Raw genomic sequence first — 21074 nt, 5'->3', positions numbered from 1 at the left:
AAAATGAAAAAACTTATATTCATGCTTTTCTTATTTATTGGAATTGCAGCTCAGGCTCAAGATAAAAAAATAATCAATAAACCAATAATTGTTGAAGCTTCTTGCGGAGAATGCCAATTTGGAATGAAAGGCAAAAGTTGTGACCTAGCGGTTTGTATTGACGGAAAAACGTATTTCGTTGACGGAACAACGATTCACGATCACGGAGATGCACATGCAGAAGATGGGTTTTGCAATGCGATCAGAAAAGCTTCTGTAACCGGAACAATAGAAAAAAATCGTTTTAAAGCAACATCCTTCACTTTAGTAAACGAAAAATAATGGCATTAATTCTTGAAAATATTGCCAAACATGTTTCTTTGACACCAGAGGAAAAGGTACTTTTTTTATCTAAACTAGAAACGAATACTTACAAAGCCAAAACAATTTTATTGAACGCTGGCGAAGTCTGTAAACATTCTTATTTTGTAAATTCAGGAATTTTAAGGAGTTTCAATATCAACGATAACATTGTTGAACACGTACTTTCTTTTGCCTGTGAAGGCTGGTGGATGAGCGATATGTACAGTTATTTTTCGCAAAAACCGGGACAGCTTTTTATTGAAGTTTTGGAAGAAGCTGAAGTTGTTTCTTTATCGAAAGAAAACCAGGAACAATTGTATCTTGAGATTCCAAAACTGGAACGCTTTTTTAGAATTTTAATTGAAAATTCGTTAGTAGCCAATCAACAGCGATTAATGGACAATTTAAGTTTACCTGCCGAAGAACGTTTTGAAAAATTTACTAAAAAATACGGAACATTAGTTCATAAAGTTCCTCAAAAACAAATCGCTTCTTTCATTGGTGTAACGCCAGAATTCTTTAGTAAAATGAAGGCTAGGCTTTTGAAGAAATAAGTTTTTTTGCCACAGATTTAACGGATTAAAAATATTGCCACGAATTGCACAAATTTTCACGAATTAAATTGTGTTAAAAATTGAACTAAAATTTGTGGTAATTCGCGGCTAAAAAAAATCCTTTTTAATCTGTGAAATCTGTGGCAAAAAAAATAAAGCCAGTTCATTGAACTGGCTTTTCTTTTGAATTAAAATTGCTCAACCTCAGTAGAATGTTTCATTGCTGTTATTGAAGACCTTCCTATCATAACCGTATTTTGAACGGCATCAAAATAAGAAGTACCAACAAAAGCCTGATGTTTTACCGCTCTGAATCCGTTTTTCTGTAAATCAAATTCACGTTCCTGCAATTCAGAGTAACCCGCCATTCCGCGTTCTTTATACGCTTTAGACAATTCAAACATACTCGTATTTAAAGCATGAAATCCTGCCAAAGTAATGAATTGGAATTTATAGCCCATTGCAGCCAAATCTTCTCTAAACGTTTCCATTTCGGCAACTGTTAATTTTGCAGCCCAATTAAAAGACGGAGAACAATTGTATGCCAGCATTTTATCCGGAAATTCTTTTTTCATAGCTGTCGCAAATTTTCTTGCAAATTCTAAATCTGGATTACTGGTTTCCATCCAAATTAAATCAGCGTAAGGTGCATAACTCAAACCTCTTGCAATTCCCTGCTCGATTCCGTTATTTACATAAAAGAAACCCTCGGCAGTTTTCTCTCCAGTTAAAAATTTTCTATCTCTAGGATCTGCGTCGCTTGTTAATAAATTAGCTGCATCAGCATCTGTTCTGGCAACAATTAAAGTTGAAACACCCATAACATCTGCTGCCAAACGCGCAGCAATTAATTTATTGATTGCTTCCTGAGTAGGAACCAAAACCTTTCCGCCCAAATGGCCGCACTTTTTAGCAGAACTCAGCTGATCTTCAAAATGAACTCCAGAAGCCCCGGCTTCGATCATAGATTTCATTAATTCGAAAGCATTTAAGTTACCGCCAAAACCCGCTTCGGCATCAGCTACAATTGGAACCAGATAATCTTTTTTATCTTCAATATTATTTACAGTCTGAATCTGATCAGCGCGCAATAAAGCGTTGTTGATCTTTTTTACCACCATCGGAACGCTGTTTACAGGATAAAGCGATTGGTCAGGATACATTTCTCCTGCCAGGTTTGCATCGGCAGCAACCTGCCATCCGCTTAAATAAATCGCTTCTAAACCTGCATCGACTTCCTGAATCGCCTGATTCCCGGTCAAAGCCCCTAAACCAGCTACATAATCCTGACTTTTTAACTTTCTCCATAATTTTTGAGCTCCCATTTTGGCAATAGAATGCTCAATATGATATGAACCCTGAAGTGTAACTACTTCACTCGCAGTGTAAGGACGTTCAACACCTTTCCATCTTGGGTTCGTTATCCAATCGTTAATCAATTCCTGAATTCTGTCTTCTGTTGTTTTCATAAATGTTTAAGTTAAGTGGTTAGTAAGTGATAGTATTCAGTTCACAGTTAAAAGTGTTCAGTTTTAACTGGACTCATTTTTTTTTAACACATAGAAGCATAGTTTTCATTTGTGGTTAAAGGCATTTCATTTGTTTAAACAAACATAGCTATGTGTGAAAATCTAGATTTTTTCAAAATTCTTTTATTCACATTTTAAAACTATGTATCTATGTGTTTAAAATCATTCGCAGAAATTTTCTATTCTCATTTTATCTGCCTGATCTGCTAAATCTGCGTGAAAAATTTATTCTCTCGCAGATCTTACAGATTTAGCGTTTTTTTTCTTATAGATATTTATAACATGGAATCGTTAAGAAATCAACAAAATCAGCATTTACAACTAATCTTTCCAGTACTTTTTCAGCCAGTGGAAATTGTTGTTTTTCGTGATTTTCTTCTCCTAATTCCTCTTTGATTTTTCTAAATTCGTCTAAAGCCAATTCATGATAATAAGCCAAATCTAATTTTCGTCCATTATCCAAAACCACTTTATTCTGAAGCCATTGCCATAATTGCGATCTCGAAATTTCGGCAGTTGCAGCATCTTCCATCAAATTATGCAGTGCAGCGGCGCCTTGTCCGTTCAGCCATGAAGCCAGGTACAAAACTCCTACGTTAATATTTTTTCGAACTCCGTTTTCTGTAATGATTCCTATTGGCGGCTCAATCAAATCTTCTTCAGTTATTTTGCGATGTTCTCTTTTAACATGAATCTGATTTGGAGTTGGCATTCCTTTATCAAAAACTTCTTTTGCCAAAGAAACCAAATCCGGATGCGCCACCCAGGTTCCGTCGTGACCGTTTCGAACTTCTCGTTCTTTATCCGTTTTTACTTTTGCAAAAGCAACTGCATTGGCTTCTTCATTATTTTTAATCGGAATTTGAGCCGCCATACCGCCAATGGCATGAATACCATGTTTATGACATCTCTGAATTACCAAATTTGAATAGGCATTCATAAAAGGCGAAGTCATATTTACCTGATCGCGATCCGGAACGATGAATTTTGGGTTCTTGCGAAATTTCTTGATATAAGAAAAAATATAGTCCCAGCGTCCGCAGTTCAAACCAACGATATGTTCTTTCAATTCATAAATAATTTCATCCAGCTGAAAACTTGCTGTAATCGTTTCGATTAAAACCGTCACTTTTATAGTTCCTCTTTTCAGTTTCAAATAATCCTCTGTAAAATCAATTACATTATTCCACCAGCGCGCTTCCAGATAATGTTCTAATTTCGGAATGTAGAAATACGGCCCTGAATTGTTTTCTAAAAGTCGTTTATGATTATGAAAAACATACAAACCAAAATCTACCAAAGAACCTGAAACTTCTTTTCCTTCAATTAAAACATGCTTTTCTGGCAAATGCAAACCTCTTGGACGTACAATTAGCGTTGCAATCTTTTCATTTAAATGATATGACTTTTGTTTCACCAAATCGGTGTGTGTAATTGTTTTGTTAACTGCATCGATTAAATTCAGCTGACCATCCATTAAATTTTGCCAGGTTGGCGAAGTGCTGTCTTCAAAATCGGCCATAAATGTTTTGGCACCAGAATTCAAAGCGTTGATAATCATTTTACGGTCAACAGGACCGGTAATCTCCACTCTTCGATCTAATAAATCTTTTGGAATTTCACCAGCTGTCCAATTGCCTTCTCTGACATTTTTAGTTTCCGGAATAAAAACCGGCATGATTCCCTGATCAAAAGTGACTTGTTTTTGCTCGCGCTGTAAAAGCAATAGTTTTCGCTGTGATTCGAATTTTCTATGCAATTCAGTTATAAAAACAATTGCTTCTTCTGTCCAGATTTTTGGGTAACGAAGCTTCTTTTCGGCTAAAAATTCCATCGCCGTTTCGGTAATTTCAATTTGGTTTTTCATAGCAGTGGTTTTTAATTTTCATCAGTAACAATTGAAACGCTTATATTTTTTTCAAAACACAAAACCATAACAAACTGATAACTAATAATTTCTACACCACAATATTAGAAAAAAGTTTTTTACAAAACAAGCGAACGTTCGCTAAATATTAAAAATAATTTTTTGGCGATTATTTTTAGAATAACTATATTTGATTCATGGATATCGAAAAAGACTATATAAAGCTGATCTTCGGACTAAAATTGAAGCAAGTTCGGACGCAAAAAAATCTGTCACTTTTTGGCTTGGCCAAATTGACAAATCTTTCAAAATCGTATTTAAACGAGATTGAAAAGGGGAAAAAATATCCAAAAACAGATAAAATTTTATTACTCTGCGAACATTTGGACGTGACTTACGACCAAATGGTGTCTTTAAAACTTGATAATAATCTAGCCCCAATCGGCGAAATCTTGAAATCAGGAATTTTAAAAGAGATTCCACTTGAGCTTTTCGGAATTCAGGAAGCTGATTTAATTGATATTATTGCAAATGCTCCTGCAAAGGTCAATGCGTTCATTAGTACGATTATTGAAATCGCACAACATTATAATTTAAGCCGTGAAAGTTTCTTTTTGGCTGCATTACGATCTTATCAGGAAGCACACAGTAATTATTTTGAAGATTTAGAAGATAAAGTTATTGCATTTTCGAAGTCGTTTCAGATTAATCTGGATTCTAAAATCAGTATTGAAGAATTAGAAGCAATTCTGGAAGAAGAATACGAATACAACATAAAAGAAATCGCTTTTACAGATCAGGAAGCTTTAGACGATTTACGTTCGATTTATGTTCCCAAAAGCAAAACTTTATTACTTTCTACAGAACTTGATGCTCCGCAGAAAGCTTTTATCCTGGCAAAAGAAATTGCCTATAATTACTTAAAGATTTCAGATCGATTATTGACTTTCAGCTGGATAAAGTTTGAAAATTTCGATCAGGTCCTGCATAACTTTTATGCCTCATATTTTGCCGGTGCTTTATTATTGCCGAGAAAATCATTGGTAGACAAAATCAATTCTTTTTTAGAAAATGAAAATCCAAAACCTGAAGAATTTGTGGCGTTAATAGAAAGTTTTGAAGTTTCACCGGAATCGTTTTATCAGCGATTAACCAATTTATTACCGAAAGATTTTCAACTGAAAAACTTATTCTTTTTAAGATTATCTCATCGAGTTGGTTCGGATGTTTACCAAATCAATAAAGAATTACATATTACACATCAGCAGGAACCTCATGCCAACGAAACCAATGAGCATTATTGCAGAAGATGGGTTTCGGTTAAAACGATAGACGAAGCCATCAAACAAAATAAATCTCATTTTTTTGATGCACAAATTTCAAGCTACGCCAATAGCGGCAATGAATATTTAGTTTTTTCATCGGCCACAAAAGATCCTTTCGCAGAAAATTACATCAGAAGTATTTCTGTTGGTATTTTAATTAATCCGACAATGAAAAAGAAATTTAAATTTATTGAAGGAAAACCTTTAGTGAAAAGAATTGTTGGTGTTACGTGCGAAACTTGTGCCGTAAAAGATTGCCTGGAAAGAGCTGCGCCTCCAATTGTTTTAGAAAGAAAGAAACGCCATGAGAATACTGATATTGTAGTACAGCAGTTTATAAATCAATTTAGTTAGAATCTTATGAAATATTTCGCTTTAATAATAATGCTCCTTTCTATTAACTTCAATCAGAAAACAGATAAACTTAACGGTCGTTACAATTATTTAATTGAAGATGACAATTCCTATATTCAAAAAGATAAAATTACTTTTAAGGATAGCATTTTTGCTTTTGACAACAAATATCTGCCGAAAGGAAAAGTTTCTTATGGGAATGTAATATTATTAGAGAATTTCATCAATACTGATTTAATTATAAGCATTCGTAAAGATCAAATTAAAAAAGATACTATTCTGTTTTACATGCATGATAAGAAACATCCTGCCATGAATTATCTTGATATAGTGGTTGGAAAAGGAAAATTGATTAAGATTAAGTAATTCAGCACAATCTTGTCATCCTGAGGAACGAAGGATCACACTCGGAAGTCGACAAAGATTGGCGATTATGCAGGCGGAATTTCTCGTGTGATCCTTCGTTCCTCAGGATGACAAACTGTGTGGTTAATTTGAAGCTAAAAAAAACTTTATAATTTCCAATCTTTGCAGAATTACTTGAGAAGATTTCTCCTTCGTCGAAATGACAAACCATGTGGTTACTTTGAGGTAAAACCTTTGTAACTTTGTACCTTTGTACCTTTGAACCTTCTTATAAAAACAAAACTTCTCGTTTAGCCCCGATAGAAGTGGAAATCCTTTTGTGGTGAGGTTCAACACAAAAGATTGCAGCGAATAGCGAGACGTCACGTCTCTTAAAAACTAATTTTCTGCTTCAAAAAAACCTTAGAACCTCAGCATCTTAGAATATCAGAATCTTTTCTTAATCTAGGTTAAGTGCTTTTCCTTGACCATCGTGGTATCTTTGTACTATAAAATTACAAAACATACAAAATCATGGAAAATATAATATTGCACAAAGCAGAAACAAGAGGAAACGCAAATCACGGATGGCTTAACGCTTATCATAGCTTTAGTTTTGCGAGCTGGTACAATCCAGAAAGAATTCAGTTTGGAGCACTTCGCGTTTTAAACGATGACACGATTGCAGCCGGAATGGGATTTGGAACTCACCCTCACGATAATATGGAAATTATTACAATTCCGTTAGAAGGTGATTTGGCTCACAAAGACAGCATGGGAAATACTGAAGTTATCAAAAACGGTGATATTCAGGTGATGAGTGCCGGAACCGGAATTCAGCATAGTGAATTTAACCCAAATACAGATCAGCAGACTAAGTTGTTACAAATTTGGTTATTTCCTAACAAAAGAAATGTTACGCCGCGTTACCAGCAAATTACTTTAAGTGCTGCTGACAGACACAATAAATTAGCGCAGGTTTTATCTCCTAATGCAGATGACGAGGGAGTTTGGATTCACCAAGACGCTTGGTTTCAAATGGGAAATTTTGATGCTGGAATTACAACTGAATATAAAATTAAAAAAGAAGGAAACGGAGTTTATGCTTTCGTTTTAAAAGGAAATGTTACAATCAACGGTCAGGAATTAAACACTCGTGATGCTGTTGGAATTTCAGGAACTGATTCTTTAAATATTAAAGCAAACACAGATGCTGAATTCTTATTAATGGACATTCCGATGAATTATTAATTCGTAAAAAAATAATTAATACCTGTATTTTGAAACGATAATAAATCTGAAAATCAGATCATTATCGTTTCTTTTTTTATTCCATTTCAAAAAAGAAAGACTAACTTTATAAATAAGAAAATTGGTCTGACTTTAAAATTAAACTAATCCTTAAAATTTTAAACCATGAATCCAAATAACCTCACTAAAGAATATACAAACGGAGAAGTCACGATTGTATGGCAATCCGGAAAATGCATTCATTCTGCAAATTGCGTAAAAAACAATCCAGATGTTTTTCGTCCTAAAGAAAAACCTTGGATTACTCCTGAGAAATCTACAACTGAGAAAATAATTTCGACTGTTAATAAATGTCCTTCCGGAGCTTTGACGTATTATATTAATAGTAAAAGCTAAGATTACGCAATAGTATTTTTGCCACAGATTAAAAGGATTAAAAAAAAACGCTGCCACGAATTGCACTAATTTTCACCAATTTTAAATCAATTTATTTCGTGGAAATTCGTGCAATCGTGGCGAAAAAAAATCACTTTAATCCTTTTAATCTGTGGCAAAAAAACATCTCATTTTTATTTCTTAATCTAGATTAAGTACTCCAGGACAACTGTCAACGTAACTTTGTCCTATCAAAATGAAATAAATTAATTATTTAAAAAAATAAAATTATGGCAACTACAAAATGGTCAATTGACCCAACACATTCAGAAATTGGTTTTAAAGTTAAACACATGATGTTTACAAATGTTTCAGGAAAATTTGGAGCATACGACGCAACAATTACTACAGACGGAGACAGCTTCGAAAATGCTGCAATCGAATTTTCTGGTGATGTAGCTTCTATCGACACTGCAAATGCTGACAGAGACGGACATTTAAGAAGCGGAGATTTCTTTGATGCTGAAAATCATCCAAAATTAGCTTTCAAAGCTTCATCTTTCAAAAAAATCAATGATGGAGAATATGAATTAACTGGTGATTTAAACATTAAAGGTGCTTCTAAAACAGTAAAATTTCCTGTAGAATTTAGTGGAACCATGACTGATCCCTGGGGAAACACAAAGGTAGGTTTAAGCATTGAAGGAAAAATTAATCGTAAAGATTGGGGTTTAAACTGGAACTCAGCTCTTGAAACCGGAGGTGTTTTAGTAGGCGAAGAAGTTCGTTTAAACATTGAATTACAATTTGTAAAACAAGCTTAATACTTTATAATAGGTTTTAATTTGGTTGGTTAAGAAGCCTGCTCCTTTTCTCGGGAGTGCAGGCTTTTTTGGGTTTGCCACGAATTACACGAATTTCCACTATTTTTTTTCCTTCAAAACTGTAAATGTTTTTTTTCTGCCACAGATTAAAAGGATTTTCACGGATTATTTATTCGTAGAAATGCAGAAAAAAAATCTTTTTAATCCTTTTAATCTGTGGCAAAAAAAATAATTCGTGGAAATTCGTGTAATTCGTGGCAAACTTAAAACTTATCGCACAGTATTTCGAAATTCTGTTGGTGACAATCCTGTTTGTTTTTTAAAGAATCTGGAGAAATACGAGTAATCTTCGTAACCGACTTTAAATGCCACTTCATTAACCGCTAATTGTTTATCGATCAACATTCTTTTTATTTCGAGGATTACGCGATTTGCGATAACTTCTGTGGCGGTTTTTTGCAGAATTTCATTGCAGATTCTGTTTAAATGTTTCAAAGTAATATTTAGTTTTTCTGCATAAAAAGACGGCAATTTTTCGGTTCTAAAATATTCCTCTAAAAGCGTTTCAAACTTATTGATTTTAATATTGTACGAATGGGTTTGATGCGAATAGGTTTCGCCATATTTACGGGCAATTTCGATATGAATTGAATCTAACAAATTCAGCATTTTGTCCAGCTGATATTTATTATTTTGATTATTTTCCTGAATCAGTAAATCAAAATAAGGGAGGATTTTTGGGATTTCTTTTTCTTCGAAAACCAATTCCGGTCGGTTATGGATCGAATGATAAAAATTATAGTCGTTGATATTTTTTTGTCCGAAATACAAATTATACAATTCCTGCGAAAAGATAATTACAAATCCTTCAACGTCTTTAGACAAACTCCAATGATGCATTTGTCCGGGCTGCAGTACAAACAGACTTCCTCTTTTTATTTCGAATTGATCAAAATCGACTTCGTGCTGTCCGGAACCTTTTGTAAAAAACACCATTAAATACGAATCATGACGATGCGGTTCTTCTACAAAACTGTGGCTTTTTAAATGCTCTGTAAAAGTATTGACGTAAAAATCGCAATGAATATCATTACAGCTAAAATTCTGAACGCTGTAAACGGGGTACTTCTTCATAAGAAATGTCTCTATTGTGCTATAATATGCGAAGATATAAAAAAGACTTTTATCCCGCTCTGAATTATCTTTGTGCAAATAAAAACATCAAAGTCATGTCAAATTCATTAACTCATATTTTAAGCAACGAATGTCCTGTTTGTCATAAAGGAAAAGTATTTACAGACAAAAATATTTTTTTGACTTTTGGCCTTCCAAAAATGAATGAATACTGCAGTCACTGCAATTATAAATTTCAAAAAGAGCCTGGTTATTTCTTTGGCGCTATGTATGTAAACTACGGATTAACAGTTGCTCAGGGAATTGCCACCTATTGTATTGCTCAGTTTTTCTTTGAAAAAAATTTCGATTTAAGAATTATTCCAATCATCACTGTTGTCATTACTTTACTCACTTCTTTTAATCTTCGCTTTTCGAGATTAGCATGGATTTATATGTTTAAGGATTATACGAAATAAAAAAATAGTACTTTTGCCTTCCAATTGAAACTAATTTTCAATTTTAAAAAAAAGTAAAAATTAAATTAGACAAATGAAAGCATACGTATTTCCGGGTCAGGGCGCACAGTTTACAGGAATGGGCAAAGACTTATATGAAAATTCGGCTTTAGCCAAAGAACTATTCGAAAAAGCCAATGAAATTTTAGGTTTTAGAATTACAGATATAATGTTCGAAGGCACTGCCGAAGAACTAAAAGAAACTAAAGTAACACAGCCGGCAGTATTTTTACATTCTGTTATTTTAGCTAAAACTTTAGGCGAAGATTTTAAGCCAGAAATGGTTGCAGGACATTCTTTAGGAGAATTTTCTGCTTTGGTTGCCAACGGAACTTTATCTTTTGAAGATGGTTTGAAATTAGTTTCTCAACGCGCTCTTGCTATGCAAAAGGCCTGCGAAATTACCCCATCTACAATGGCTGCTGTTTTAGGTTTAGCCGATAATATTGTGGAAGAAGTTTGTGCTTCGATAGACGGAATTGTGGTTGCAGCAAATTACAACTGCCCGGGACAATTAGTTATTTCCGGAGAAACTTCTGCTGTTGAAAAAGCTTGTGAAGCAATGAAAGCTGCAGGAGCAAAACGTGCTTTAATTTTGCCTGTTGGTGGTGCATTTCACTCACCAATGATGGAACCCGCAAGAGAAGAATTAGCGGCAGCGATTGAAGCAACTACATTCTCTACTCCTATATGCCCAGTATATCAAAACGTAACTGCAAATGCAGTTTCTGATGCTGCAGAAATTAAAAAAAACTTAATCATTCAATTGACTGCTCCGGTAAAATGGACGCAATCAGTACAGCAAATGATCGCTGACGGTGCTACTTTATTCACAGAAGTTGGCCCAGGAAAAGTATTGACTGGTTTGATTAGTAAAATTGATAAAGAAGCGGTTACTGCGAATGCTTAATTTTTAGTATTCAGTAATCAGTTTTTAGTGATCAGTTTAAAACTATACGCATAAAAAAATCCTCATGAACGAAATGTTTATGAGGATTTGTTTTTTATAGCTGTTTTACTTCTTCGCAATAATTATTTATAATTCCGGTGATCAAATAGTTTTGGTTTCTTTTTTCAAAGAAGATATACCAAGTTGTTCTGAGATTAATTTTATAAAAAATATAATTTGAACCTAAATACTGGAGAGGTTTTGGGGTTTTCTTGTGAGAAAAACTTGAAATACAGGAAATAACAAAACCAACTATTTTATCGGTATAATTCTGAGCCGTTTCAAAGAAACCAAAATATTCCTCTTCAAAAAGTGCAAAAACTAAATTATCAAAATATTCAAGAACTGCTTTTTCAAAAATTATTTTTTCCAAGGATAAGCTTTTATTCTTTTAGACATTTCAGCTTTAAACTCCTCCGGTGTTAATCCTCTTGCAAACTCAGCATCAAAATCAAAAGTTTCAGGATCTATTCCTTTAAATTTAGGTTTTTGAATTTCGTATTCTACTCTAGGCTCCTCAACCTTATCATTCTTTTTATTTTCTTTTTTTGAGCCCATAATTCCTACATTTTTATCTTACAAAATTACAAAATAAAAAAGAGGCTGTCTCAAAAGTAAAATCAAGCTGTTGAGAATCGCGTAAATGGAAAATTTCTCCGATAGGTATCCGAATAAAAAAGAGGTTGTCTCGACTTTTGAGACAGCCTCTTTTTTATGTGTATAGTTTTCAACTGATCACTAAAAAAACTGACCACTGAATACTAAAAATCAAGAACGAACCTTCTGCTCCCATTTCCAGGCACTTGCCATTGCTTCGTCTAAACTTAATTCTGCTTTCCAGCCTAAAACATTGTTTGCTTTATCTGTGTTTGCGTAAGCTTCTGTAATATCCCCTTCGCGGCGCGGCTTGATTACGTACGGCAGTTTTTTATCGCTTACTTTTTCGAAACTATGAATTACTTCTAACACAGAACTTCCTTTTCCAGTTCCTAAATTAAAAGTTTCAACTTTTTGCAAGTTCTTTTTATCCAACAAACGCTGTAAAGCAATTACGTGTGCTTTAGCCAAATCGACAACATGAATATAATCACGAACAGCAGTTCCGTCTGGTGTTGGATAATCATTTCCGAAAACTGATAATTCCTGACGTAACCCTACTCCGGTCTGGGTAATAAACGGAACTAAATTTTGAGGAACTCCTAAAGGTAATTCTCCAATTTCGGTTGAAGAATGCGCCCCAATCGGATTAAAATAGCGTAATAAAATAGCGCTGATATTAGTTACTTTAGCTGTATCTGTAATAATTTCTTCTCCAATCTGCTTGGTATTTCCATAAGGAGACATTGCAGTTTGAACCGGAGCATCTTCTGTAATTGGCATTTTTTCGGCTTGACCGTAAACCGTACAAGAAGAGCTAAAAATAAAACTTGCTTCAGGTTTTTGCTGTAATTCCTGCAAAAGATAAACCAAACTGCTAATGTTGTTTTCGTAGTACAACAAAGGCTGTTCAACACTTTCTCCAACCGCTTTTGAAGCCGCAAAATGAATCACCCCAGTAACATCATTATGTTTTTTAAAGAAATCCCGAACGGCACTTTTTTCTCTTAAATCAATTTTTTCGAATAAAGGTGTTTTTCCTGTTATCGCTGTAATTCCTTTTAAAACATCTTCTGAAGAATTTGAAAGGTTATCAATTATCACAACTTCAAAGCCTTCGTTTTGCAATTCGACTACGGTGTGAGAACCTATAAATCCTAATCCTCCTGTTACTAATACTTTCATTTTATTTGGTTGTTTTTTGTGGTTATTTTGGCTTTTAATTATTTATTCAAAAATTCTAAAACAGAATCTGTTATAAATTTAATCTGCTCGTCATCAAGTTCTGTATGCATCGGTAAAGCAATTACTTCCTGCACTAACTGGTTTGTAACCGGAAATTGCTCTTCTTTATAACGAGGATCTAAATATGCTTTTTGTGAATGCAATGGAATTGGGTAATAAATTGCACACGGAATTCCTTTATCTAATAAATGCTGCATTAAAGCATTTCTGTCGGCATCTAAGATTCTTAAAACATATTGATGAAAAACGTGATCGTTTTCATTTGCATCAAATTCTGGTGTAACAATATGTTTATTTCCAGCAAATGCTGCATTGTATTTTGTTGCTGCTAAACGACGTGCTTTATTATATTCATCTAACAAAGGCAGTTTTGCATTTAAAACTCCAGCCTGAATGCTGTCTAAACGTGAATTTACTCCCACAACATCGTGGTGGTAACGCTCGTACATTCCGTGATTTACGATTCCGCGGATAACGTGAGCCAATTTATCATCATTTGTAAAAATTGCTCCACCGTCTCCATAGCAGCCTAAGTTTTTAGAAGGAAAAAATGAAGTCGCTGCAATGTGACCAATTGTTCCAACTTTACTTTTTGTACCCGATTTTGAAATATAATCGGCACCGATAGCCTGAGCGTTATCTTCAATTACATACAAATTATGCTCTTTGGCAATTTCCATAATCGCATCCATATTTGCAGCGCGACCGAATAAATGTACCGGAACAATTGCTTTTGTTTTTGGCGTAATTGCTTTTTTTACCGCATCAATATCAATGTTCATATTTACCATATCAACATCAACTAAAACTGGGGTTAATTGTAACAATGCAATAACCTCAACAGTTGCTGCAAAAGTAAAATCAGCAGTAATAACTTCGTCTCCTGGCTTTAAATCCAGACCCATCATTGCAATTTGCAAAGCATCGGTTCCATTTGCACACGGAATTACGTGTTTTGCTCCTAAATAATCTTCAAGATTTTTTTGAAACTGATGAACTAAAGGTCCGTTAATATAAGTATTTGTATCTAAAACCTCTTGAATTGAAGCATCTACAGTCGTTTTTATTTTTTCATATTGACTTTTTAAGTCAACCATTTGTATTTTTTTCATTTTCGATATTTTATTAAAAAAAGCCTTTCTATTAAACCAGAATGTCAGAAAGAAGGAACAAAAATAGTTATTAATACCTTCAAACCAATGAAAATAAACGAAAGAAATGTAATTTAGCTGCAAAAATTACTACATGCTTTTTTTATACAATTTAGCTGTTTCTTTAGCAGCGTTTTTTCTTAAAATAGTCGCACTTTTTAGTCCGAAAATTAAGCTTTTTGTTGAAGGTCGGAAAAATGTATTTTCCATTTTAGAAGAAAAAATAAACCCCAATGACAAAACCATTTGGTTTCACTCTGCCTCACTTGGCGAATACGAACAAGGTCTTCCTGTAATTGAAAAAATCAAAGAAAAATATCCTTCGCATAAAATTATTGTAACCTTTTTTTCACCATCTGGATACGAAGTGCGTAAAAATAACACAGCTGCCGATGTTACAGTTTATCTGCCTTTGGACACAAAAAGCAACGCCAAAAGATTTTTAAAATTGGTTCATCCTGAATTTGCTTTTTTCATTAAGTATGAATTTTGGCTGAACTATTTAAAGGAATTAGAAAAAAACAAAACCCCAGCTTATTTAATTTCGGGAATTTTTAGAGACAGCCAGATGTTTTTTAAATGGTACGGAGGTTTTTACAGAAAAGCACTAAAAGCATTCACTTATTTCTTTGTACAGAACGAAAGTTCTAAACAGAAAATTGAAGCAATCGGATTTAAAAATGTAGTTGTTTCCGGTGATACTCGTTTCGACAGAGTTGCAGCAATTTTAGAAAGAGACAACAGCCTTGATTATATCAAAAATTTCAAGAATAATCAGCAAACCATAGTTATTGGCAGTTCATGGCCAAAAGACGAAGTTTTAATTGCTGAATACATAAATCAGGCTCCGGAAAATGTAAAATTTATCATTGCACCACATAATATAAAAACGGATCAAATAACAAATCTTAAATCCCAAATTACAAAATCGACAGTTTTATTTTCTGAAAAAGAGAATAAAAATTTATCAGATTATAATGTTTTTATAATTGACACCATTGGGCTTTTAACCAAAATTTATAGTTACGGAACGATTGCTTATGTAGGCGGAGGTTTTGGAAATCCGGGAATCCATAACATTCTTGAACCGGCAGCATTTGGAATTCCAATTGTAATTGGACCTAATTATTCTAATTTTGCAGAAGCTGTTTCCTTGGTTGGTCTTGGAGGCTGTATGACGATAACTAACGTTTCTGAACTAAAAGAAATCTTAAACCGCCTGCTGACTGATAAAACATTTCTTAAAGAAAAAAGCCAAATCTGCGAATCTTTTATTCAGAATAACAAAGGGGCTTCAAATACGATTATGAATATTGTTTCACAATAAGCCTCTGGGTTCAAATTAATTTTTTGAGCAGGTATTTTTAAAAAACAAATTAAAAGCAGGTATTTTTTTATTGCTGGAGCATACACAATAATCCTTAAAAAGCAAAATAAACCGCAATTAAGAGAAATAAAATAGCCAAATCAACCATAGAATTTTCAACAAAAAATTATTTATACAAAACATTAAATAATTTAAGATAATTTTATATTTTTGGCATATTCTTTGATAAATAAGATAAACGTGAGCTGGGAAAATATTTTAAAAAAAAAGTGAAAAAATATTTTACATATTAAAAAATTTATATCTTTGCCACGAATTAATAATTAACCTTTTATAATAAAGTAAGATGAAAAAAGTATTTTTAAGTTTAGCTGTTGTTGCTGTTTTAACTGTTGTATCTTGTAAAAAAGCTGACGCTGCAGCTACTGAAACTGTAGATTCTACTGCTGTTGCTGTTGATTCTGCTGCTGCTGTAGTTGATTCTGCTGCTACAACTGTTGACTCTGCTGCTGCAAAAGTTGACTCTGCTGCTACTAAAGTAGAAGAAGCTGCTAAAGAAGTAAAAAAATAATTAGAATCTAAATTCTAAAGATTTTAAAACCATCCTTGTGATGGTTTTTTTTTATGCTCAAAAATTAACAAAATAAAATTCCAAATTCCAATATACATAAAGCATTATTAGAATTTGGAATTTTAAAATATTGGAATTTCTTCCATCTAATCTTCTACTTCTTCCTCAACAGAGACCTCCTCATCTTCAAAAATCGATTCATTCGACGAGAAATCCAAAATCTCCGCTTTTGAAGCATAAGTCACAATTTCTTTTATTCCTTTTTGCAAAAGCAATTCTGTGGTGTATTTTCGACTTGTCGCAAAGTGAACACCATCTAACATCAATTTAAAAAAATACTTTCCTCCAGAGCCCTTAAATTTCAAAAATTTAGAAAGATCAACAGTCCTCTTAAATCTTTCAATATCCTCTTCACATTCAAACCTCAATTCATAGCTCAAACTTGTAAAAATCACTTTTCCTTTTCTGGAAGTAAACACAAACTTATATTCATCATTAAATCGCCTGCTAATTACAAAAGCACCCATATTTGAATTTTAGATTTTAGATTGTTGATTTCAGATTGCTAATTGTTAATTTTCCTAGAATCTCAAAAACTTAGAATCTCAGCGCCTTAGCATCTTTAAAGAATTTACCCAATAAAAAAAGCCTCTTCAAAAGAAGAGGCTTTAGTACTCAGAGCGGGACTTGAACCCGCACGAACATTGCTGTTCACTGGATTTTAAGTCCAGCGTGTCTACCAATTTCACCATCCGAGCATTATATGGTTTTGAGCGAAAAACGGGGCTCGAACCCGCGACCTCGACCTTGGCAAGGTCGCGCTCTACCAACTGAGCTATTTTCGCATTTCAAATTCTAATTAAGAACTACAATACTTGACTTGCTTCGTATTGCGAGTGCAAATTTAGGACATTTATTCAATTACACAAGCCTTTTTTCAAAAAAATATTTACTTATTTTATAACTTTCTGATAACCTAAACTTTAAACTTGAATTTTTTTTTCGATTTATTTCTTGACCAGCATTCTTTTTATTTCATTCAGCTTCATCAATGCTTCAACGGGTGTAATCGCATTAATATCGAGGCCTAAGATCTCTTCTTTGATTTCTTCCAATAAAGGATCATCCAGATTAAAGAAACTCATCTGCATTTCATCATTAGCTGTTTTTACTCCGTTTAAAGCATCGCTTGAATGATTTTTTTCTAATTTCTTTAAAAGTTTCTGTGCTTTCAAAATTACAATCTGCGGCATTCCGGCCATTTTTGCCACGTGAATTCCAAAACTATGCTCACTTCCTCCTTTTACAAGCTTTCTAACAAAAAGAACAGTATCTTTTAATTCTTTTACCGCAACATTATAATTTTGAATTCTCGAAAGCGATTCTGTCATTTCATTCAATTCATGATAATGCGTCGCAAACAACGTTTTTGGTTTTGACGGATGTTCGTGCAAAAATTCAGCAATAGCCCACGCAATTGAAATTCCATCATACGTACTCGTCCCTCTTCCAATTTCATCCAGAAGCACTAAACTGCGATCTGAAATATTATTCAAAATCGAAGCCGTTTCATTCATCTCAACCATAAAAGTCGATTCTCCCATCGAGATATTATCAGAAGCCCCTACCCTTGTAAAGATTTTATCTACAACTCCCATTCTTACGCTGTCAGCAGGAACAAAACTTCCCATTTGAGCCAAAAGCACAATCAAAGCCGTTTGTCTTAAAATTGCCGACTTACCCGACATGTTAGGTCCGGTAATCATTATAATCTGCTGTGTTTCTCTATCCAGAAAAACATCATTTGCTATATATGGAGTTCCAACTGGTAATTGTTTTTCGATTACAGGGTGTCTTCCGTTTTTAATATCCAATTCAAAAGTTTCATCAATTTCAGGGCACACATATTGGTTTTCAACCGCCATTTGTGTAAACGAACACAAACAGTCTAATTGCGCTACCAAATAAGCATTCATTTGAACGGGCTTAATATAAGTGGCAATCCAGGCAACTAACTGCTCGAAAAGTTCTGATTCAATTTTATGAATTTTTTCTTCGGCACCTAAAATTTTGGTTTCATATTCTTTTAATTCTTCGGTAATATAACGTTCTGCACTTACCAAAGTCTGTTTACGAATCCATTCTTCCGGAACTTTATCTTTGTGTGTATTTCTAACTTCGATATAATAGCCAAAAACATTATTGAATGATATCTTTAAAGATGAAATCCCTGTACGTTCAGATTCTCTTCTTTCTATTCCTTCCAGGAATTCTTTTCCAGATGTAGAAATTGCTCTCAGTTCATCTAGTTCTTCATTAATCCCAGCTGCAATTGCATTTCCTTTTGAAATAGCAACCGGCGCATCCTGGTTTAAGGTATTTTTAATTTTTTCGCGTAACAAATCACACGAATGTAAACTATCCCCAATAACCTTTACAGCTTCCTGCGGACTTTCGAGCGCTAATGTTTTTATTGGAATAATCGCATCCAGAGATTCTTTCAAATACACAATTTCGCGCGGCGAAACTTTTCCTGCCGCAATTTTAGAAATCAAACGCTCTAAATCTGAAATTTGTTTAATTTGATATTGAATATTCTGTAAAACATCCTGATTTGATTTCAAATATGAAACCACGTCATGACGTCCTTTTATTTTATTACTGTCTTTTAGCGGAAGCGCCAGCCAACGTTTTAACAAACGTCCGCCCATTGGCGAAAGCGTTTTGTCGATTACATCTAAAAGTGTTACTGCATTAGGATTATAACTATGATACAATTCTAAGTTTCTAATCGTAAAACGATCCATCCAGACATAAGCATCTTCGGCAATTCGCTGAATCGCTGTAATATGCTGCACTCTGTTATGCTGCGTTTCTGACAAATAATAAAGGATTGCCCCCGCAGAAATAATTCCTTCTTTTAACTCTTCTACACCAAAACCTTTTAATGAATTGGTTTGAAAATGTTTGGTCAGTGTTTCTAAAGCATAATCTTCTTTATAAATCCAGTCTTCCAGATAAAAACTATGAAAATCTTCTCCAAAAGCGTTTTTAAAATCACCTTTACAATTCTTTGGAACAAGAACTTCACTTGGATTAAAATTCTGCAATAATTTATCTATATATTCGGCATTTCCCTGAGCGGTAAGAAATTCTCCTGTCGAAACATCTAAAAATGAAATTCCGATATTTTTATTAGCAAAATAAACAGATGCTAAAAAGTTGTTTGTTTTAGATTGTAAAACTTCATCATTTAAAGAAACTCCTGGAGTTACCAATTCTGTAACACCACGTTTTACAATCGTTTTAGTCATTTTAGGATCTTCCAGCTGATCGCAGATTGCAACACGAAGTCCGGCTTTAACCAATTTTGGCAAATATGTATTGATGGAATGGTGTGGAAAGCCTGCCAGAGCCGTTTCTGTATCAGACCCAGCGCCTCTTTTTGTTAAAGTAATCCCAAGAATCTTAGAAGCTCTAATAGCATCTTCTCCAAAAGTTTCATAAAAATCTCCTACTCTGAAAAGCAGACATGCATCAGGATATTTTCTCTTGATTTCGTTGTACTGTTTCATTAAAGGTGTTTCCTTCACCACTTTCTCTTTAGCTGCCAAAATTGATATGTTTTTAAATGAAAATTAAGACAGCGAATTTATAATTTTTTGGCGGCATATCGAGCACTTCAAAAATTAAAATATTTTAAGATTTTTTTATGTTCATATATAAGAATTTTATATAGCTTTGTTCTTCATTAAAAAAGACCCTTAAAATGAAAAAAATAATTTTATTCGCTATGTTAGCTGTAGCTGGTATTACGGCTGCTAATGCACAAACAACTAAAAAAGCTAAAGCTGCCAAGGTTGCAAAAGTTGAAGGAGCCGGAATGCTTTTCGAAACAGAAACTATTGATTACGGAACTATCGCTCACAATGCTGATGGTAAACGTGAATTTGTTTTTGTTAACAACGGGACAAAACCATTAATCATTACAAACACTCAAGGTTCTTGCGGTTGTACAGTGCCTACAACACCAAAAGAGCCAATTGCTCCGGGTGCTAAAGGTATTATTGGTGTAAAATATGCTACTGACAGAGTTGGTGCTTTTACAAAAACTGTAACCGTTACTTCAAATGCTGAAGGACAGCCAACGAAAGTACTTACAATTAAAGGTACTGTTTTACCAGATCCTGTAAAAAGCTAATCTGAAAAACAATAAAATAATCGAAAAAGCTTCCTTATCTTTGGAAGCTTTTTTTATGACCTGAATTTAAACCAATGAGAAAACTTGAAAATAGCGAATTAGACAGAAAATCAATTGAAGATTTTAAAAAATCAGACAAAACCCCTTTAATACTGGTTTTGGACGATATTCGCAGTTTACACAATATTGGATCAGTTTTTAGAACTGCCGATGCTTTTTTGATCGAAAAAATAATTCTTTGCGGTATTACAGCAGCGCCTCCAAATAAAGAAATTCATAAAACTGCTCTTGGTGCTACTGAAACTGTTTCGTGGGAACATCATGAAAATGTGTTGGAGGTTATAGAAAACCTGAAAAAAGAAAATGTACTAACCCTTGCGATTGAGCAGGTTGAAAGCGCCATTTTTCTTCAGGATTTTAAGGTTGAGAAAAACCAAAAATATGCTTTAGTTTTTGGAAATGAAGTTTATGGTGTAGCTCAGGAAGCGGTTGCAATTTGCGACGGCTGTATCGAGATTCCGCAATTAGGAACAAAACATTCTTTAAATATTTCTGTAAGCGCCGGAATTGTGGTTTGGGATTTGTTTCAAAAACTAAACTGGCCAAACTAACAAATAAAGATTTTTTTTCGCTAAA

Annotated in this window: 22 protein-coding genes and 2 tRNA genes; 13 read left to right on the top strand and 11 right to left on the bottom strand. The window is 33.8% G+C overall.

What is annotated here, in order from left to right; translation table 11 throughout:
• Nucleotides 1-3: 3 nt before the first annotated feature.
• Together LUU93_RS13070 and LUU93_RS13065 are read left to right on the top strand one after the other, a co-directional pair.
• A complete protein-coding gene (locus LUU93_RS13070) occupies nt 4-321 on the top strand; it encodes a DUF6370 family protein (protein ID WP_232681571.1) in 318 nt (105 codons plus the stop codon).
• Nucleotides 321-896 (top strand): Crp/Fnr family transcriptional regulator, encoded by a 576-nt coding sequence (locus LUU93_RS13065; protein WP_232681570.1) that lies wholly within the window; start codon nt 321-323, stop codon nt 894-896. Before LUU93_RS13070 ends, LUU93_RS13065 begins: the two co-directional genes overlap by 1 nt.
• A gap of 188 nt (nt 897-1084) precedes the next feature.
• Here LUU93_RS13065 and aceA read toward each other — a convergent pair whose 3' ends face one another.
• Nucleotides 1085-2365, bottom strand: a complete 1281-nt coding sequence (aceA, locus tag LUU93_RS13060; protein ID WP_232681569.1) for an isocitrate lyase — start codon at nt 2363-2365, stop codon at nt 1085-1087.
• A gap of 325 nt (nt 2366-2690) precedes the next feature.
• On the bottom strand, nt 2691-4292 hold the full coding sequence (gene aceB, locus LUU93_RS13055; protein WP_232681568.1) for a malate synthase A: 1602 nt from the start codon (nt 4290-4292) through the stop codon (nt 2691-2693).
• Between the two features lie 197 nt (nt 4293-4489).
• On the opposite strand from aceB, the gene LUU93_RS13050 reads away from it, so the two are divergent.
• From LUU93_RS13050 to LUU93_RS13030, 5 genes are all read left to right on the top strand, one after another.
• A complete protein-coding gene (locus tag LUU93_RS13050) occupies nt 4490-5971 on the top strand; it encodes a helix-turn-helix domain-containing protein (protein ID WP_232681567.1) in 1482 nt (493 codons plus the stop codon).
• A gap of 6 nt (nt 5972-5977) precedes the next feature.
• Nucleotides 5978-6337, top strand: coding sequence for a hypothetical protein (locus LUU93_RS13045; RefSeq protein WP_232681566.1), 360 nt, complete (start codon nt 5978-5980; stop codon nt 6335-6337).
• A 513-nt stretch (nt 6338-6850) separates the two neighbouring features.
• Nucleotides 6851-7567, top strand: coding sequence for a pirin family protein (locus LUU93_RS13040; RefSeq protein WP_232681565.1), 717 nt, complete (start codon nt 6851-6853; stop codon nt 7565-7567).
• Nucleotides 7568-7732: 165 nt separating this feature from the next.
• The gene (locus LUU93_RS13035; RefSeq protein WP_232681564.1) at nt 7733-7963 is read left to right on the top strand and encodes a (4Fe-4S)-binding protein; all 231 of its coding nucleotides are present in this window, start codon (nt 7733-7735) and stop codon (nt 7961-7963) included.
• A 269-nt stretch (nt 7964-8232) separates the two neighbouring features.
• Nucleotides 8233-8766, top strand: a complete 534-nt coding sequence (locus tag LUU93_RS13030) for a YceI family protein (protein ID WP_232681562.1) — start codon at nt 8233-8235, stop codon at nt 8764-8766.
• A 270-nt stretch (nt 8767-9036) separates the two neighbouring features.
• Here LUU93_RS13030 and LUU93_RS13025 read toward each other — a convergent pair whose 3' ends face one another.
• On the bottom strand, nt 9037-9900 hold the full coding sequence (locus tag LUU93_RS13025; RefSeq protein WP_232681561.1) for a helix-turn-helix domain-containing protein: 864 nt from the start codon (nt 9898-9900) through the stop codon (nt 9037-9039).
• 95 nt (nt 9901-9995) lie between these two features.
• Here LUU93_RS13025 and LUU93_RS13020 point away from each other — a divergent pair, with 95 nt between their 5' ends.
• Nucleotides 9996-10358, top strand: a complete 363-nt coding sequence (locus LUU93_RS13020; RefSeq protein ID WP_232681560.1) for a DUF983 domain-containing protein — start codon at nt 9996-9998, stop codon at nt 10356-10358.
• Between the two features lie 73 nt (nt 10359-10431).
• On the top strand, nt 10432-11307 hold the full coding sequence (gene fabD / locus LUU93_RS13015) for an ACP S-malonyltransferase (RefSeq protein ID WP_232681559.1): 876 nt from the start codon (nt 10432-10434) through the stop codon (nt 11305-11307).
• A 94-nt stretch (nt 11308-11401) separates the two neighbouring features.
• Here the strand turns inward: fabD and LUU93_RS13010 are convergent, their stop codons facing one another.
• The 4 genes from LUU93_RS13010 to LUU93_RS12995 form a co-directional block, all read right to left on the bottom strand.
• Nucleotides 11402-11719 carry a hypothetical protein gene (locus tag LUU93_RS13010; protein WP_232681558.1) on the bottom strand — a complete coding sequence of 106 codons (318 nt, stop codon included), beginning with the start codon at nt 11717-11719 and terminating at the stop codon, nt 11402-11404.
• Nucleotides 11707-11904 carry a hypothetical protein gene (locus LUU93_RS13005; protein ID WP_232681557.1) on the bottom strand — a complete coding sequence of 66 codons (198 nt, stop codon included), beginning with the start codon at nt 11902-11904 and terminating at the stop codon, nt 11707-11709. The genes LUU93_RS13010 and LUU93_RS13005 overlap by 13 nt, the downstream gene beginning before the upstream one ends.
• Nucleotides 11905-12114: 210 nt before the next feature.
• Complete coding sequence (gene galE, locus LUU93_RS13000) at nt 12115-13128, bottom strand: UDP-glucose 4-epimerase GalE (RefSeq protein ID WP_232681556.1); 1014 nt, start codon at nt 13126-13128, stop codon at nt 12115-12117.
• Between the two features lie 38 nt (nt 13129-13166).
• Nucleotides 13167-14300: a DegT/DnrJ/EryC1/StrS family aminotransferase gene (locus LUU93_RS12995; RefSeq protein WP_232681555.1), complete on the bottom strand. Its 1134-nt coding sequence runs from the start codon at nt 14298-14300 to the stop codon at nt 13167-13169.
• A gap of 133 nt (nt 14301-14433) precedes the next feature.
• Here LUU93_RS12995 and LUU93_RS12990 point away from each other — a divergent pair, with 133 nt between their 5' ends.
• Both LUU93_RS12990 and LUU93_RS12985 read left to right on the top strand, forming a co-directional pair.
• Nucleotides 14434-15666: a 3-deoxy-D-manno-octulosonic acid transferase gene (locus LUU93_RS12990; RefSeq protein ID WP_232681554.1), complete on the top strand. Its 1233-nt coding sequence runs from the start codon at nt 14434-14436 to the stop codon at nt 15664-15666.
• Between the two features lie 346 nt (nt 15667-16012).
• Entirely contained in the window at nt 16013-16237 is a 225-nt protein-coding gene (locus LUU93_RS12985; RefSeq protein WP_232681552.1) for a PG1828 family lipoprotein, read from the top strand.
• Between the two features lie 146 nt (nt 16238-16383).
• On the opposite strand, the gene LUU93_RS12980 is transcribed toward LUU93_RS12985, so the two are convergent.
• The 4 genes from LUU93_RS12980 to mutS form a co-directional block, all read right to left on the bottom strand.
• Nucleotides 16384-16764 carry a DUF1508 domain-containing protein gene (locus LUU93_RS12980; RefSeq protein ID WP_232681551.1) on the bottom strand — a complete coding sequence of 127 codons (381 nt, stop codon included), beginning with the start codon at nt 16762-16764 and terminating at the stop codon, nt 16384-16386.
• Nucleotides 16765-16909: 145 nt separating this feature from the next.
• Nucleotides 16910-16995 (bottom strand) — tRNA-Leu (locus tag LUU93_RS12975).
• Nucleotides 16996-17009: 14 nt separating this feature from the next.
• Nucleotides 17010-17082: transfer RNA gene (locus LUU93_RS12970), tRNA-Gly, on the bottom strand.
• 162 nt (nt 17083-17244) lie between these two features.
• Entirely contained in the window at nt 17245-19851 is a 2607-nt protein-coding gene (gene mutS / locus LUU93_RS12965; protein WP_232681550.1) for a DNA mismatch repair protein MutS, read from the bottom strand.
• Between the two features lie 155 nt (nt 19852-20006).
• Here mutS and LUU93_RS12960 point away from each other — a divergent pair, with 155 nt between their 5' ends.
• Both LUU93_RS12960 and LUU93_RS12955 read left to right on the top strand, forming a co-directional pair.
• Nucleotides 20007-20438, top strand: a complete 432-nt coding sequence (locus LUU93_RS12960) for a DUF1573 domain-containing protein (protein WP_073489093.1) — start codon at nt 20007-20009, stop codon at nt 20436-20438.
• 74 nt (nt 20439-20512) lie between these two features.
• A complete protein-coding gene (locus tag LUU93_RS12955; RefSeq protein ID WP_232681549.1) occupies nt 20513-21049 on the top strand; it encodes an RNA methyltransferase in 537 nt (178 codons plus the stop codon).
• Nucleotides 21050-21074 lie beyond the last annotated feature (25 nt).

Origin of the sequence: Flavobacterium soyae, from assembly GCF_021245985.1 — a bacterium.
GTDB lineage: Bacteria > Bacteroidota > Bacteroidia > Flavobacteriales > Flavobacteriaceae > Flavobacterium > Flavobacterium soyae.
This window is presented reverse-complemented; position numbering and strand designations above follow the sequence as displayed.

What these genes read in the sequence shown, in the direction of transcription:
- LUU93_RS13070 (WP_232681571.1), top strand. Translation starts at nt 4, where the DNA reads ATGAAAAAACTTATATTCATGCTTTTCTTATTTATTGGAATTGCAGCT.
- LUU93_RS13065 (WP_232681570.1), top strand. Translation starts at nt 321, where the DNA reads ATGGCATTAATTCTTGAAAATATTGCCAAACATGTTTCTTTGACACCA.
- aceA (WP_232681569.1), bottom strand. Translation starts at nt 2,365, where the DNA reads ATGAAAACAACAGAAGACAGAATTCAGGAATTGATTAACGATTGGATA.
- aceB (WP_232681568.1), bottom strand. Translation starts at nt 4,292, where the DNA reads ATGAAAAACCAAATTGAAATTACCGAAACGGCGATGGAATTTTTAGCC.
- LUU93_RS13050 (WP_232681567.1), top strand. Translation starts at nt 4,490, where the DNA reads ATGGATATCGAAAAAGACTATATAAAGCTGATCTTCGGACTAAAATTG.
- LUU93_RS13045 (WP_232681566.1), top strand. Translation starts at nt 5,978, where the DNA reads ATGAAATATTTCGCTTTAATAATAATGCTCCTTTCTATTAACTTCAAT.
- LUU93_RS13040 (WP_232681565.1), top strand. Translation starts at nt 6,851, where the DNA reads ATGGAAAATATAATATTGCACAAAGCAGAAACAAGAGGAAACGCAAAT.
- LUU93_RS13035 (WP_232681564.1), top strand. Translation starts at nt 7,733, where the DNA reads ATGAATCCAAATAACCTCACTAAAGAATATACAAACGGAGAAGTCACG.
- LUU93_RS13030 (WP_232681562.1), top strand. Translation starts at nt 8,233, where the DNA reads ATGGCAACTACAAAATGGTCAATTGACCCAACACATTCAGAAATTGGT.
- LUU93_RS13025 (WP_232681561.1), bottom strand. Translation starts at nt 9,900, where the DNA reads ATGAAGAAGTACCCCGTTTACAGCGTTCAGAATTTTAGCTGTAATGAT.
- LUU93_RS13020 (WP_232681560.1), top strand. Translation starts at nt 9,996, where the DNA reads ATGTCAAATTCATTAACTCATATTTTAAGCAACGAATGTCCTGTTTGT.
- fabD (WP_232681559.1), top strand. Translation starts at nt 10,432, where the DNA reads ATGAAAGCATACGTATTTCCGGGTCAGGGCGCACAGTTTACAGGAATG.
- LUU93_RS13005 (WP_232681557.1), bottom strand. Translation starts at nt 11,904, where the DNA reads ATGGGCTCAAAAAAAGAAAATAAAAAGAATGATAAGGTTGAGGAGCCT.
- galE (WP_232681556.1), bottom strand. Translation starts at nt 13,128, where the DNA reads ATGAAAGTATTAGTAACAGGAGGATTAGGATTTATAGGTTCTCACACC.
- LUU93_RS12995 (WP_232681555.1), bottom strand. Translation starts at nt 14,300, where the DNA reads ATGAAAAAAATACAAATGGTTGACTTAAAAAGTCAATATGAAAAAATA.
- LUU93_RS12990 (WP_232681554.1), top strand. Translation starts at nt 14,434, where the DNA reads ATGCTTTTTTTATACAATTTAGCTGTTTCTTTAGCAGCGTTTTTTCTT.
- LUU93_RS12985 (WP_232681552.1), top strand. Translation starts at nt 16,013, where the DNA reads ATGAAAAAAGTATTTTTAAGTTTAGCTGTTGTTGCTGTTTTAACTGTT.
- LUU93_RS12980 (WP_232681551.1), bottom strand. Translation starts at nt 16,764, where the DNA reads ATGGGTGCTTTTGTAATTAGCAGGCGATTTAATGATGAATATAAGTTT.
- LUU93_RS12960 (WP_073489093.1), top strand. Translation starts at nt 20,007, where the DNA reads ATGAAAAAAATAATTTTATTCGCTATGTTAGCTGTAGCTGGTATTACG.
- LUU93_RS12955 (WP_232681549.1), top strand. Translation starts at nt 20,513, where the DNA reads ATGAGAAAACTTGAAAATAGCGAATTAGACAGAAAATCAATTGAAGAT.